The organism is Enterococcus sp. DIV0712, assembly GCF_050554855.1.
GTDB classification, from domain to species: Bacteria; Bacillota; Bacilli; order Lactobacillales; family Enterococcaceae; genus Enterococcus; species Enterococcus faecalis.
Genome location: NZ_CP187333.1, coordinates 2,072,883 through 2,086,547 on the forward strand (window position 1 = coordinate 2,072,883; position 13,665 = coordinate 2,086,547).

General features: G+C 39.6%; 14 protein-coding genes. All 14 read right to left on the reverse strand.

Going from position 1 to position 13,665, the window contains the following annotated elements; translation table 11 throughout:
* Positions 1-82 precede the first annotated feature (82 nt).
* Positions 83-913: a selenium-dependent molybdenum cofactor biosynthesis protein YqeB gene (gene yqeB, locus IGL42_RS09910; protein WP_002356611.1), complete on the reverse strand. Its 831-nt coding sequence runs from the start codon at positions 911-913 to the stop codon at positions 83-85.
* Positions 877-1,632 carry a selenium cofactor biosynthesis protein YqeC gene (gene yqeC / locus IGL42_RS09915; RefSeq protein WP_002359659.1) on the reverse strand — a complete coding sequence of 252 codons (756 nt, stop codon included), beginning with the start codon at positions 1,630-1,632 and terminating at the stop codon, positions 877-879. Before yqeC ends, yqeB begins: the two co-directional genes overlap by 37 nt.
* Positions 1,620-1,877 carry a DUF3343 domain-containing protein gene (locus IGL42_RS09920; RefSeq protein WP_002356603.1) on the reverse strand — a complete coding sequence of 86 codons (258 nt, stop codon included), beginning with the start codon at positions 1,875-1,877 and terminating at the stop codon, positions 1,620-1,622. The genes yqeC and IGL42_RS09920 overlap by 13 nt, the downstream gene beginning before the upstream one ends.
* 20 nt (positions 1,878-1,897) lie before the next feature.
* Positions 1,898-2,485, reverse strand: a complete 588-nt coding sequence (yedF, locus tag IGL42_RS09925) for a sulfurtransferase-like selenium metabolism protein YedF (protein WP_002388359.1) — start codon at positions 2,483-2,485, stop codon at positions 1,898-1,900.
* A gap of 15 nt (positions 2,486-2,500) precedes the next feature.
* Complete coding sequence (gene selD / locus IGL42_RS09930; RefSeq protein ID WP_002359657.1) at positions 2,501-3,523, reverse strand: selenide, water dikinase SelD; 1,023 nt, start codon at positions 3,521-3,523, stop codon at positions 2,501-2,503.
* 15 nt (positions 3,524-3,538) lie between these two features.
* Positions 3,539-4,687 (reverse strand): selenocysteine lyase SclA, encoded by a 1,149-nt coding sequence (gene sclA, locus IGL42_RS09935; protein WP_002394087.1) that lies wholly within the window; start codon positions 4,685-4,687, stop codon positions 3,539-3,541.
* Positions 4,688-4,700: 13 nt separating this feature from the next.
* The gene (gene mocA, locus IGL42_RS09940; RefSeq protein ID WP_002362594.1) at positions 4,701-5,282 is read right to left on the reverse strand and encodes a molybdenum cofactor cytidylyltransferase; all 582 of its coding nucleotides are present in this window, start codon (positions 5,280-5,282) and stop codon (positions 4,701-4,703) included.
* A 13-nt stretch (positions 5,283-5,295) separates the two neighbouring features.
* Positions 5,296-7,869 (reverse strand): selenium-dependent xanthine dehydrogenase, encoded by a 2,574-nt coding sequence (xdh, locus tag IGL42_RS09945; protein ID WP_002394088.1) that lies wholly within the window; start codon positions 7,867-7,869, stop codon positions 5,296-5,298.
* A gap of 120 nt (positions 7,870-7,989) precedes the next feature.
* Positions 7,990-8,997 (reverse strand): XdhC family protein, encoded by a 1,008-nt coding sequence (locus IGL42_RS09950; protein ID WP_002394090.1) that lies wholly within the window; start codon positions 8,995-8,997, stop codon positions 7,990-7,992.
* Positions 8,994-9,353: a winged helix-turn-helix domain-containing protein gene (locus IGL42_RS09955; protein WP_002356595.1), complete on the reverse strand. Its 360-nt coding sequence runs from the start codon at positions 9,351-9,353 to the stop codon at positions 8,994-8,996. The genes IGL42_RS09950 and IGL42_RS09955 overlap by 4 nt, the downstream gene beginning before the upstream one ends.
* 93 nt (positions 9,354-9,446) lie before the next feature.
* A complete protein-coding gene (locus IGL42_RS09960) occupies positions 9,447-10,766 on the reverse strand; it encodes a nucleobase:cation symporter-2 family protein (RefSeq protein WP_002356594.1) in 1,320 nt (439 codons plus the stop codon).
* A gap of 93 nt (positions 10,767-10,859) precedes the next feature.
* Positions 10,860-11,240, reverse strand: a complete 381-nt coding sequence (locus IGL42_RS09965; RefSeq protein ID WP_002362244.1) for a RidA family protein — start codon at positions 11,238-11,240, stop codon at positions 10,860-10,862.
* 14 nt (positions 11,241-11,254) lie between these two features.
* Complete coding sequence (gene arcC / locus IGL42_RS09970) at positions 11,255-12,199, reverse strand: carbamate kinase (protein ID WP_002362589.1); 945 nt, start codon at positions 12,197-12,199, stop codon at positions 11,255-11,257.
* A 240-nt stretch (positions 12,200-12,439) separates the two neighbouring features.
* Positions 12,440-13,633: a knotted carbamoyltransferase YgeW gene (gene ygeW, locus IGL42_RS09975; protein WP_002359643.1), complete on the reverse strand. Its 1,194-nt coding sequence runs from the start codon at positions 13,631-13,633 to the stop codon at positions 12,440-12,442.
* Positions 13,634-13,665: the final 32 nt, after the last annotated feature.

Consider the following 13,665-nt stretch of genomic DNA (forward strand, 5'->3'; position numbering starts at 1 on the left):
TTTACTACGTCTTTACTATACCACATTCCAAACCTTTTTAACAATATTTTTAAGGTAAAAAAAATATTATTTAGGTTCTTTTTTATAAAACGTTTTTCCTTCTTCCAATCATAAAAATTGCTTCTAAAACCGCTCCCCCTAATGCACGAGCTTTGTCGGAGATCGTCAAGCAATCGACTTTCTCAACTGGTCGAGGATCTACATCTGCACACTTCAAACCTTGATAACATGTTACCTTTTCTGAAATCAATCCTCTCAAAGTCCCTGTCAGAGGCGAATAAACTGGAACCTGATCGATTAAAAATAATGCTTCCCCTTTCAACACGAGATCCCCTATGTTTTTAAGGTGGGTAACTTGTCCTGAAGCAGGGGCATGGACAACTCGTTCCGCACTTTTTCCGCCAATTTCACCTGGAATACCTGTATTAGGTAAAGCTGTTCCTTCAAAGTATAAACGTCCCAACCTATGGCCACGCATTGTCTCAATCACAACATCGACATCTTGCGGTGCTGAAAAGCCTGGTCCTAAAGCAATCGTAATCGGTGCCATTCCTCGATGCGTACCTAAATTTTTCTTAGCCAAAATCGCATCGATAACAATCAGTGGTTTCAATTGTTGAATAGCACTTGCTGTTTGATCGACAAAAACAGGCAGCTTATTTTGCTGCCAACATTTCGCGCAATCCTTTAATGAAGTAATTCGAACAGCAACCAAATCTTCCACTCTTTGTTCTTTCTGAAAAATAGCATCACAAACTGAAACAGTCCGCCGAATGGCCAGAGGACATTCTGTTTCTAATACTAGTATTTTAAAGCCAACGTGCCATAATTTTTGGATAACACCTGTCGCTAGATCGCCCCCTCCGCGAACAATCACTAATTTTTCTTGGATGTTTTGACTGATTTCTCCCATAAAATAAGTCCTTTCTCTAATTCCATATTGCAAGCAATAATCTTGTCTAATTTTTCAAAACAGCTTTTGGGTAATTGAAGACAGACATTCATCGCTTGAACGAACTCTCTTCGCGTATGGGTTTGATTTAAACATAAAATTCGTTGGCCTTGGCTCTCTTTAAACAATCCTTTTGGATGATCAATCAGTTGAGCTAACAATGTTTCTGTGATTGGTTCTTGTAGTTGCGCATCGGTTAATTCCAAAAAAAGCGGCAACCGATGAATGGTTGTTTCATCTATCTTTTGACCAATCACAGAAATCGGAAGCACACCAATTGTGGTGGTTGTTTCTTTTAATATCACGGGTTCATAAGAGGACCAGCCTTTCAAAGGTCGTTGTTTGGACCCATCCGCTTCTAAAAAAACTTTCGTGAAGTGCTGAAACAATGTTTGAAACGAGGTCATTGCAGGCATCGTTAGTTTTGTTTGGTTGTTGATAGCGGTTCCTGCTAAAGTGATTCCGCAAATATTCGGCGTTATTTTTTCAAAATGGTTTGTATAAAAATAATCATACAATTGACGTTGGGGAAACCCAATTTTTGTGGTTGTACTAACCAGAACAGCTTCTTTTCGATATGTTTTTGCTAGCGCCCACATTAAGCTTGTTTTCCCACCACTACCAACAATTGACACAATCTCCTTTCCTTGTAAATCAAAACACTTTTTTAAGGACTCCACAGTTGGTACCTCCTTTCCCCAAGGTCATTTTTCACAGAAAAAATAGAGGCTACGCGTACTTTTGCTTCTTCTAAAAAACATACACTGTGAGTTATTTCCGCTTCATTAATGAGTAAACCGATCCCACAGCCATCCGTCAATGATGGTGGCAAAGTAAAGACGCGAACAGCCACCTTTCTTGCCAACAGTACTTGTTCTGCCAGAACAGCATAATGTGTATTCGGAAAGGTTAGCAAATACTCCATCTTTTCACCTTCTTTTTTTGTTAAAGCGTAATTACTTTAGCCGCTTGATTCATTGTTTCAACAATTTCGTACATATTAGTAATAGAGCCGATAGCTAAGGTGTCTGTTAAATGATAAAAATCTAAACAGGCCCCACACGTTTGAATCGTGGTTCCCTTCTCCGCTAATTGTTGCAAATCAGCTAAGGTATTCGCTGCTTGATTCGTTAAAAACGCCCCTCGATTAAAGAATAATAGCTGTGTAGGAACAGTTTCTGCTTCTGATAATGATTGAAGATAACTTTTCATTAATAGTCGTCCTAGCTGCTCGTCTCCAGTACCTAATTGATCGGAGCCAATCGTAATTACTAAATCTGTTGCTGACTGACTTGTTTGTTGAGTCGCTTCTTCTGGTACCGTAATTTTGACAGAGAAAACCGTGGCTTCTATCTGCTTCGCAGTCAAAGTGGCCTGTTTTTTAGTAGCTAATTTTTTTAAATTTTCAACAGCTACTTCGTTATCGACTAATACCTCGATAGTGCCTCCAGCTAAACCTAACTCCGCCAAAGCTTTTTTCGTTTCAATCACAGGTATTGGGCAAGGTTTCCCCAATGCATCTACTAATTTCATATTTGGCCCTTCTCTCTATAAAAGTACTACTGCTTGTTGTTCTTTTGGCAGAACCTCGCCAATAATTTTGGCAACAGGGTCCTCTTTTTGAATAGCTGCTAAACAGGCTGCCGCTTCGTCAGCAGCGACACTAATTAACAGTCCGCCAGAAGTTTGTGGATCAAACAAAAGTTCTTGCATTTCCATAGAAATTTTTGAATAATCGATTGTCGTTCCGATTGTTTGGCGGTTTCTTTGCCCAGCTGCAGTGACTAAACATTCTGCGGCGTAGGCCAACGCTCCTGTAATGGTTGGTAATGCTTCTGTATCAATCAGTAATGTTACCTGATTATCAGCCATTTCTTTTGCATGAATTAATAGACCAAACCCAGTCACGTCAGTACAAGCATGTACTGCGTAGGATCGAGCATTCGCAGCGGCATATTTATTTAAACGTTCCATCGAATCTTGTGCGATTTTTTGTTCCGTCTGCTTCGCCAATTGCCCCCGAACAGCCGCTTGAATAATTCCTACACCTAATGCTTTAGTTAAAATCAAGACATCCCCCACCTGTGGCGTATTATTATGCCACAAATTTTCTGGATGAACTTCTCCGGTTACCGCTAGACCATACTTGGGTTCATGATCATAAATCGAATGGCCTCCCGCCAGTAAAGCACCCGCTTCCTTTAATTTTAAGCTGCCACCCAAGAGCATTTGTTCCAACCATTCTTTTGACATCTTTTGTGGAAAACAAACAAGATTTAGCGCATAAAGGACTGTTCCTCCCATGGCATAGACATCACTTAAAGCATTAGCGACCGCAATTTTTCCAAATGATAACGGATCATTGACCATTGGTGAAAAAAAATCTACCGTTGAAATCAAAGCTTTTTCAGACGTTATTTGGTAAACAGCGGCGTCGTCGGCATGTTCAAATCCGACGAGTAGCCGCTCATTTGCCGGTGTTTCGGGTAAGTGTTGCAACAATTGGTTCAGTACACGGGATTCAATTTTTGCCCCACAGCCACCTGATGTACATTGTGATAAAAAATCCATGCTGTCCGCTCCTTCTCAAATTAGTAGTTCTTGTAAAGCGTGAATTGTCCAAGTAATTTCTTCAGGCGTTGTCTGCCAACCAAAGCTAAAACGTAAGGTGCCAGTTGCTAAAGTCCCTGCTGTTTCATGGGCTAATGGTGCACAATGCAAACCTGCGCGCGTCATAATGCCATATTGTTCTGCTAGTTGCTGTGCCACCACTGTTTCTTCCTGATTCCACAGTGTGATAGAAACAACAGGGACAGTTTGTGCCACGTCCTTGGTTCCTAAAATTGTGACAGGTAACCCTGATAAACCATTTAAAAAATTCTGCATTAAGGTTCGTTCGTGCTTTTGAATCGCTGCTAAACCAATTTTATTCAACTCTTTAACAGAACTATTTAAGCTTAGAATACCTAAACTGTTTAACGTACCAGCTTCAAATTTATCTGGTAAAAAAGAGGGTTGATCAAAGGAATTAGAATGGCTACCAGTGCCGCCCGTTATCAGTGGCTTAACCGCTTCAGCCCCTCGATCACTAAAAGCTAACCCACCAATACCTGCTAATCCATATAAGCTTTTATGTCCAGTAAAGGCTAACACATCAATGGCCATCTGGGTCATTTTTATTGGTAAAAATCCCGCCGTTTGAGCCGCATCCAAAACAGTTAGTAAGCCTTTCTGTTGAGCCCATTGAAAACATTCTTCAATGGGTAAAATGGTGCCTAAGACATTGGATGCGTGTGTCATCACCAAGGCTTTTGTATTCGTTCGCCAAGCTCGCTGAATATCTTCTACATCTAACAGGCCAGTTTTTTGACAAGCAACATACGTCACTGAAATGCCTCGTTCTTTCTCAAGCAAGTGAAGAGGTCTAGCTACTGCATGATGTTCTAACATAGTCGTAATCACATGGTCGCCAGGTTGTAAAATCCCCGCTAATGCAAGATTTAAGGAAGTTGTTGCGTTATTCGTAAACGTAATCTGAGCCGCACTGGGTGCCTGAAAAAAGTCTGCTAACAATTGACGTGTCTCTAAAAGAGGAAGCCCCTCTCTAAGCAAAGGGGCATTTCTTCCGTAATTCATGAACTGATTTTCTGCTAAATAGGCAGTCAAAGCCTCAATGGTTGCTGGAAATTTTTTATAGGAAGTCGCTGCATAATTTAAATAAACCAAGTCCTTCATACGTTTTTCCTCTCTAACTATTGGTTTCTTGAATTAATTTTTGGTACTCTTCTGGCGTGTCGATATCTTTTAAACGGCCAGGAGTCGCTATTCTCAACATCTGAACTGCTTCTGGAAAGCGTTCATAAATCATGCGTCCGCCTGTTTCACCAGTCAATGTTAATAGTTCTTGTCGAAATTGATTACCGAATAATACTGGACTACTAGGACAACCATCTTTTTGTAATGGCACTATAATTTTATTTCTCTGACATTTATCTAACACGGGTTGTAGCATTTTAGGTGTTAACAATGGTTGATCACTAGGTAAGTATAAATAGCCAGCTCCCCGAGCTTGTTCAGTTCCTAAACGAATACTGCTACTTTGCCCTTCTTGCCATTGATGATTGAGAATCAACTGAATGTTCTTAGGTAAAGGAAACGCTGGCTGATTCTCAGGCGAAACAACTAAAATCCGTTCTAATACGTCTAATTGATTCACTAAGGTTAACGTGTGCTCTAAAAATGTTTTTCCTTGATATTTTAAGAACAATTTATTTTGGCCCATCCGTTGTGAATTGCCCGATGCTAGAATAATGACACTAACGAGTGACATGAGTTGTCTCCTTTTATCTTTTTTTCTTTTGATAAGGGGTATTTTCTAAAGGCAGACTTGGTCGGAGCTGACCATCCAAGGCAAAATATGCGCCTGCTAAAGCTGGTGCGGTAGGGATCGTTGCTAACTCACCTACGCCTTTAATTCCATAAGCTAAACCTTCGTGAAGATTGTCAGCATGAACCAAAATTGTTTCAATTGGTGGTACTTGAGTGGCGTTCACTAATCCTAGCGTTGCATATTTTGCTTTAACATAGCCTTCTTCTAAGGCAAATTTTTCAGTTAAAGCATACCCCATGCCCATCGCAATCCCACCTTCAATTTGACCTTCAGCAGCTCGTGGATTCACCACTTGCCCCATATCATACGCAGCCACAAATTTAGCTACTTTTCCTTTGTCATCTAGAATAGCTACTTCAGCAGCATAACCATAACCAGCATGACTAACTGGACTTTTTTTATCATTAATTAATGGATCCGTTTTCGCTGAATATTCCCCATAAAATTCTTCGCCTTCCAAATCGCTTAAAGCACGTCCCATATCAAGCTCATACCGTAATTGCATTGCCGCTCTTCTAGTTGCTTCTCCTGTGAAGAGTGACTGCCTCGAAGCCGTTGTCGTTCCTGAATTCGGTGTTCTTCTCGTATCAGGTGCTTCCGCAACAATCATTTCTGGTGGTAAATTTAATGTTTCACAGGCAATTTGCGTCGTAACGGTTGCCATCCCTTGACCGATACAAGCAGCACTTGTGCGGACATGTATTTTTCCTTCTTCAACAGAAATAATACAACGCCCTGTATCAGGTAGCCCCACACCCACGCCACTATTTTTAAAGAAACTAGAAATTCCAGCAACTTCCGCTTGTTCATAGACGTCTTTAACCGCTAACAAGGCTTCTTTTAACGCCGCATTTTTCGAGACCAATTGTCCATTCGGTAAAGTATCTCCTGGGGCGACGGCATTTTTAAAGCGTATTTCCCATGGTGATAGTCCGACTTTTTCTGCTAACAAGTTTAAATTACTTTCAATTGCAAAAGCCGTTTGGCAAACACCAAATCCGCGAAATGCACCTGCTGGCGGATTATTAGTATATACAGCAAACCCTTCCACATCAATCGTTTGATACTTGTAGGGACCTGCCGCATGTGTACAAGCCCGTTGCAATACCGGTCCTCCTAAAGAAGCATAGGCCCCAGTATCCGCATAAATCACTGCTTTCATTGCAGTTAAATTGCCTTCTTCATCACAGCCGGTCGTAAAGTCCATTTCCATGCCATGGCGTTTGGGATGAACCATCAAACTTTCTTCACGGCTTAGCAGTACTTTTACTGGTTTCTTCAATAACCAAGCGGCTAAGGATGCATGATGCTGAACACTCATGTCTTCTTTTCCACCAAAACCACCACCAACAAGTTTTGATTGAACATGAATTTTTTCCTTGTCTAGTCCTAACATCCTAGCCACTTCCCGTTGTTCATCATAGATACTTTGACCCGCACTAAAGAGTAAAATGCCCTCACCTTCAGGCTGTGCAATCGCACACTCGGGTTCCATAAAGGCATGTTCGTTAATTGGTACGGAATAATGTTCTGACACTACAAACGCAGAATTTGCTAACACTTCCTCTGCATTGCCACGTACCAAGTGTTCATGAGACAAGATATTGCCCTTTTCATGAATAGCTGGTGCACCTTCTGCTAAAGCAGCTTCACAAGAAGTAAGCGGTATCATTTCTTCGTAATCAACTTCCACTAAATTTTTTATCTCTGGTAAGGTTTCTTTTCTTTTTGAAACAACGAGTGCCACTGCATCCCCAACATACCGTGTTATTTCTCCTTCTGGAATCATTACATCCCAATCGGAAATAAATTCTAAATGACCAATTTTATTATTTCCTGGAATGTCTTTAGCTGTGAACACAGCCACACAGTCAGGATGCGCCAATGCTTGGGTACTATCGATTGATAGAACTTTTGCGCGAGGATAGGCACTCCGCAAAGCAGATGCATGAAGCATTCCTTCTATGTCAATGTCATCTACATAAATCCCTGTTCCTAAGGTTTTCTCCACTGCATCGACCCGTTGGAAGTCTTCCCCTAATTTACCATTTGAATGTTCTTCTGGAATGCTCGTTTCTTCACAAAACATTTTAGCAGCTAACTGAATGGCTTCTATTATTTTCACATATCCTGTACAACGACAAATGTTTCCTCGTATAGCTTTCTGAATGTCTTCTTTTGTGGGTTCGGGTTTCTTGTTCAATAATCCTTGTGCCGAAATAACCATCCCAGGGATGCAATACCCGCACTGAACTGCACCCGTTTTTGCAAACGCATAGGCATAGACATCTTTTTGCCGTTGGCTTAAACCTTCGATTGTCGTGACTTCTTTACCAGCTAATTTTTCTAGAGTAAACAAACATGCTTTGGAAGCCCTTCCATTTACTAACACCGTACATGCACCGCAAGAGCCTTGGTTACAGCCATCTTTTGTTCCAGTTAGGCCCAGATCCTCCCGCAAAAAGTCCATTAATTTTTTGTTTGTTTCACAGGTTTCACTTTGACCATTTACAATAATTGAATACATTTCTTGCACCTCGATTTCTGATATAGTTTAGTGTTCAATCACCTAGATTATACCACAAATCTTCGTTCTAAAAATTATTTTTTAGCAAAAAAAGTTTTTTATTTAATTTAAAGGTCCTCATTATTGATAGCGCTGTTGAATTAATTCTCCCGCGATGCTAATCGCTAACTCTTCTGGTGTTTCGGCTGCAATATCTAAGCCAATTGGCATGAAAATTCTTTCAATTTCAGTCATTGTATAACCGACCTCTCTTAACCGTCGAACTTGTGAAGCAATTTTGTGTTTGCTCCCCATCACACCAATATATTTGGCTGGTGTTTCCAATAACTGTTTGGCAACGATGAAATCAAAATTGTGTCCTCTGGTAATTACTATACCATAATCGTCCGCCGTTATTTCAATAAACGCAGCTAAATTTTCTAAAGGAATCACCCGTAGTTCCTCAGCTTGTGGAAAAGCTTGTGCCGTCAAAAATTCTGGACGATCGTCCACTACAACGCAATAAAACGATAAATAGTTTAAAATAGGTACCAATGCGCGTGCGACATGACCACTTCCAAAAATGTACACTTTCCCTACTTGGAGGATCGCTTCTGTTAAAAAAATTATGTCCTCTTTTTGCTCACAATGGATACCTTTAGGTAGCAAACTTAATTCCCCCTCCCAAGAAGTGGAACCAATCAATTCGCCTGTTTCACTATAAAAGGATACTTTTCCTAAATTGTTTTGATCTAGTTCAGTCATTAACCAACCTTGTTGATTATTTTGAAAATGCGTTTCTATGGACTCACACAACTCTTTTAAAAATGGCGTTTCCCATGAAAGATAATGGAAAAAAATCGTGACATTTCCGCCACAGACCATGCCTAAATCAGCAATATTATTCGGGGCTAAAATAAATTGACGTTGTGCATTTTCTTTCTCAATAAGTAGCTTTTTTGCCACTTGTTCAGCCTGAAATTCAACCGCCCCACCACCAACAGTTCCGGCTATTCTACCTTCGGCGGAAACCAGCATTCTAGCCCCTTGACTTCGTGGTGTAGATCCTGAACTTGTACCAATCGTTAATAACATCGTGTCTTGCTTTTCCAATATTGCCTGTTTCAAACGCTGAAATACTTCTCTCATTTCAGTTCCTCCGATACTACATCCTGTTCTTTAAATATTTCTTCAAAGCATGCCTCTACCTGTTGATACACTTTTTTCTCAAATAAAAGATATTGATCAATCAACTCTTTTCCTTGATCCGTAACAATTGACCCGCCACCATTACAACCGCCAACGCTTTTGATAATTAATGGAAAAGATAGCTCTTCTTCAGCTACCCGCACAATCCGCCATGCCTTATTATAAGACATTTTCATCTCTTTTGCCGCTAAGTTTAGTGAACCAGTTTGCTGAATTTTTTGTAAAACTTCGACAACGCCAGGACCAAAAAAGTTCCGATCTGTTTTTAATTTTAAGTTTAGGGAATACGTAAACATCTTCTCCTCCTTTATTCGTTCATTTTTTTATAGATAACGTAAGGGAAAAAGGATACGAAAGCTTACTCACTTTCGTATCAAAAAAAGCAATCTTCACTCAAGTGCTACGCGCTTTTTTGGTTTTAAAATGACATTTAAAAGGACTGCTACCAAAGTGGTTAAGATAACTTCCGAATTACCGAAAATCGTTGTTACCCAAGTTGGAAAACCAGCTAAGCTTCCAGTAGACAATGTGACACCAATTCCAAATGCTAGAGCTGTTCCGACAACCCCAGTATTTCGAGGAGTCATTTCCTGCGAAGCAATCATCCGAATACCTGTCATAGAAATAGAAGCAAAAACTGAAATCGTTGCACCACCAATTACCGCGTAAGGAATCGTAGTTAATAACGCAGCTACTTTCGGAACAAAACCAGCAATTAATAATATAACTGAAGCGAAAACCAGAACATACTTATTAATCACTTTTGTTACCGTAACCAGACCAACATTTTGTCCAAAAGTTGCTACTGGGATTGATCCAAATAAACTGCCAATAAAGTTAGTGAAACCACTCCCCATAATTCCGCCAGATAATTCTTCATCCGTTGCATCCCGATCCATTGCCCCAACCGTTGTTGCTGTAAATTGGCCGATGGCTTGAACAGCATCAACAATAAACATCACCACAAGCGTAAAGATTGGTACCAATTGAAAATCCAGTCCAAAATGAAACGGGGTAATTACCTGAACGATTTTAGCATTTTGAACTGGCTCAAAACTAACCATCCCTAAAGCTAAAGAAATCAAATAACCAATAACCATTCCGTTTAAAATTGCTGATAACTTCAAAAATCCTTTTGCAAAATAATTGAAGTAAAAGACAATCGCAAAGGTTAATAATGCAACTAACCAATTCCGGGCTGAACCAAAATCAGCACTACCAGCTCCTCCTGCCATATACTTAATCGCAACTGGAAACAGGGATAGTCCAATACTTAAAATAACCGTTCCTGTTACTAAAGGCGGAAACAACACACGGATTTTTTTAATGAACAAACCAACAATAATAACAAGAATACTGCCAACTAATTGGGAACCAAAAATTGCTGCAATCCCAAAATCAGCTCCGATGGCCATCAAAATCGGTACATACGCAAAACTTGCCCCCATCATAACTGGTAACCGTGAACCCACTTTTCCAAAAATAGGGAAAAGTTGAATTAACGTTGCAACTGCTGAAAAAATCAATGATGTTTGAATCAAAATAGTCGTATCACTAGGACTTAATTGGCAAACTTTGGCAATCATGATTCCCGGTGTGACAATCCCTACTACTGCTGCGACAACGTGTTGCAATCCCATCGGAATTGCTTCAGAAATTGATAGTTTCGCATCATATTCAAATAATGCTTGCTCTTTTTTTTCATTCATAGGATCGTTTCCTTCTTCTTTTTATTCTAAAAGGATTGTTCCCCTTAATCAATAAAGAATGCAATCCTTTTTCCCTCAGAAACATCTTAAAAATTATCCTTTGACAGCAACTGCTTCAATTTCAAATAAACCATCTTTTGGCAACTTGGCTACTTCTACACAAGAACGTGCAGGCAAAACTTCTGAAAAGTAATTCCCATAGATTTCGTTAATTTTGCTAAAATCAGACATATGTTGTAAAAACACCGTTGTTTTCACAACATTATCATAGGTCATCTCGACCTCTTTTAAAATCGAACCTAAATTGATAAAAGCTTGTTTTGCTTGTTCTTCCACTGTAGTCTTCATTTCGCCCGATTGCGGATCTAATCCTAGTTGTCCAGAAATGTACAACGTATTTCCCGCTAAGACAGAATGTGAATAAGGCCCTACAGCAGCTGGTGCCTGTGCAGAATTAATCATTTTGTTTGTCATCGTTTTCCTCCATTCTATGATTCTTTATTTTCAATTAAAGTCCCTGTTTTTCCAGATAATCCTTCTTTGGCTTTTTCTAATAACGTAATCAATGTTTTTCGACCTGGCTTAGATTCAGCAAACTTAATCGCTGCTTCAACTTTTGGTAACATTGAACCTGGAGCAAACTGACCTTCTTGCGCATATTGTTTCATTTTTTCTGTTGAAACATTCCCTAAGGCTTCTTGATTTTCTTTACCAAAATTAATACAAACTTTTTCAACTGCTGTTAAAATCACGAGCAGATCAGCATCTACTTGTTCAGCCAGTCGTTCACTACAAAAATCTTTGTCGATGACTGCATTTACACCTTTTAGTCGGTTCCCTTCTTGAATGACTGGGATGCCACCACCGCCGCCAGCAATGACTGTTTGGCCAGCATCAACCAATGTTTGAATCGTGAGAAGTTCGACAATATTTTTTGGTTTAGGAGAAGCGACGACTTGGCGATAACCACGGCCAGCATCTTCCATCACTTGTATATTTTTTTCTTTGACTAATTGTTCTGCTTCTTCTTTTGTCATGAAGCGGCCAATTGGTTTCGTTGGTTTTTTGAACGCCGGATCATTTTCATCCACGACCACTTGAGTGACTATGGTGGTGACGGCTTTACTTATATTTCGCTGACGCAACTCTTCTTGTAGCGCATTCTCTAAATCATAGCCAATGTAACTTTGACTCATGGCTACGCACATGGATAACGGAACAACTGGATATTGTGGATTATTAAAGGAAAATTCTTCCATAGCTAATTGAATCATCCCCACTTGAGGACCATTGCCATGAGATAAAATAACTTCATATCCTGCTTCAATCAAATCTGCAATCGCTTTGGAGGTCTGTTTTACGGCAGTCATCTGCTCCGTCAAATTATTTCCTAAAGCATTGCCACCTAAAGCTACTACGACGCGTTTGCCCATTGCTTCACCTCATTTTCTGTTTTATAAAAAGGACGATGCTTTTTCTTTTTCACAACGAGTTTTCGTATTAACTGTCTGTTGTCGTTGCATGAAGTCAACGCACATGACTAAGCGTTCTTGACTCGAGACAATCACACATTCATGAATAGACTTGGGAAGGTCTTATTTGTTCATGTTGAAGAGGCAACTTCTAATGATTCATTGTGTAAAGAAAAAGCATCTGTCTTCATGCCAAATTCATTATTTTACTTCTCTTGGTGTCGCTTTATCCGCTAAGTCTGTTAAGGTTTTTTGCGGATTTTTTACTTTACTTAAGAAAATCATAGCCGCAATAACATACGGTTTGTAGCTAGCTTCTTTGTAAAGTTCGACCCGATAACGATCGAAAACAGAAGCTTCCACTTCACCTTCTTCACAACTTACACCAGTAATATCAGCTGGTAGACAATGCATATACAAAGCTTTGCCGTCTTTCGTTGTTTTCATCAATTCTTCTGTACATTCCCAATCTTTGTGCTTTTTATTTTGAGAAAGTAATTCTTGTTCTAATTGATCAATTCCTGCTTGGTCACCATTGCCATATAATTCAGTTCGCTTTTCCATTGCCGCAAAAGGTGCCCAGCTTTTCGGATAAACAACATCCGCATCTTTGAATGCTTCTGCCATACTATTCGTTTTAGTAAAGTTTCCACCAAATTCTGCCGCATTTTTCTTCGCAACTTCTTCTACTTCTGGCATAATTTCATAACCTTCTGGATGTGCTAAGACGACATCCATTCCTAAACGGGTCATTAGACCAACAATTCCTTGAGGAACAGATAATGGTTTTCCATAAGATGGTGAATACGCCCAAGTCATGGCAACTTTTTTCCCTTTCAGGTTTTCAATGCCACCAAATTCATGAATTAAATGCAACGCATCCGCCATTGCTTGCGTCGGATGGTCAATATCACATTGTAAATTCACTAACGTTGGGCGCTGTTCCAATACCCCATCTTTATATCCTTCTTGGACAGATTCTGATACTTCGTGCATGTAAGCATTGCCTTTACCAATGTACATGTCATCACGAATACCAATGATATCAGCCATAAAAGAAATCATGTTTGCTGTCTCACGAACAGTTTCTCCGTGAGAAATTTGACTTTTTCCTTCGTCTAAATCTTGAACTTCTAAGCCCAAAAGATTACACGCTGAAGCGAAACTAAAACGTGTTCTTGTAGAGTTGTCTCGGAATAAAGAAATCCCCAAGCCACTATCAAAGATTTTAGTTGAAATATTATTTTCTCTTAAATAGCGTAATGTATCGGCAACTGTGAAAACAGCTTCTAATTCATCTCTTGTTTTTTCCCAAGTTAGGAAAAAGTCATTTTCGTACATTTTTTCAAATTCTAATTTATCTAATTTCTCAATATATTCTTTAAACGTTTCCATTCCATCTGCTCCTTTTTTCTTGTCTAATAATC

Coding starts and splice junctions, on each gene's coding strand:
- yqeB (WP_002356611.1), bottom strand. CDS start 913: ATGGGAGAAATCAGTCAAAACATCCAAGAAAAATTAGTGATTGTTCGC.
- IGL42_RS09920 (WP_002356603.1), bottom strand. CDS start 1,877: ATGGAGTATTTGCTAACCTTTCCGAATACACATTATGCTGTTCTGGCA.
- yedF (WP_002388359.1), bottom strand. CDS start 2,485: ATGAAATTAGTAGATGCATTGGGGAAACCTTGCCCAATACCTGTGATT.
- selD (WP_002359657.1), bottom strand. CDS start 3,523: ATGGATTTTTTATCACAATGTACATCAGGTGGCTGTGGGGCAAAAATT.
- sclA (WP_002394087.1), bottom strand. CDS start 4,687: ATGAAGGACTTGGTTTATTTAAATTATGCAGCGACTTCCTATAAAAAA.
- mocA (WP_002362594.1), bottom strand. CDS start 5,282: ATGTCACTCGTTAGTGTCATTATTCTAGCATCGGGCAATTCACAACGG.
- xdh (WP_002394088.1), bottom strand. CDS start 7,869: ATGTATTCAATTATTGTAAATGGTCAAAGTGAAACCTGTGAAACAAAC.
- IGL42_RS09950 (WP_002394090.1), bottom strand. CDS start 8,997: ATGAGAGAAGTATTTCAGCGTTTGAAACAGGCAATATTGGAAAAGCAA.
- IGL42_RS09955 (WP_002356595.1), bottom strand. CDS start 9,353: ATGTTTACGTATTCCCTAAACTTAAAATTAAAAACAGATCGGAACTTT.
- IGL42_RS09960 (WP_002356594.1), bottom strand. CDS start 10,766: ATGAATGAAAAAAAAGAGCAAGCATTATTTGAATATGATGCGAAACTA.
- IGL42_RS09965 (WP_002362244.1), bottom strand. CDS start 11,240: ATGACAAACAAAATGATTAATTCTGCACAGGCACCAGCTGCTGTAGGG.
- arcC (WP_002362589.1), bottom strand. CDS start 12,199: ATGGGCAAACGCGTCGTAGTAGCTTTAGGTGGCAATGCTTTAGGAAAT.
- ygeW (WP_002359643.1), bottom strand. CDS start 13,633: ATGGAAACGTTTAAAGAATATATTGAGAAATTAGATAAATTAGAATTT.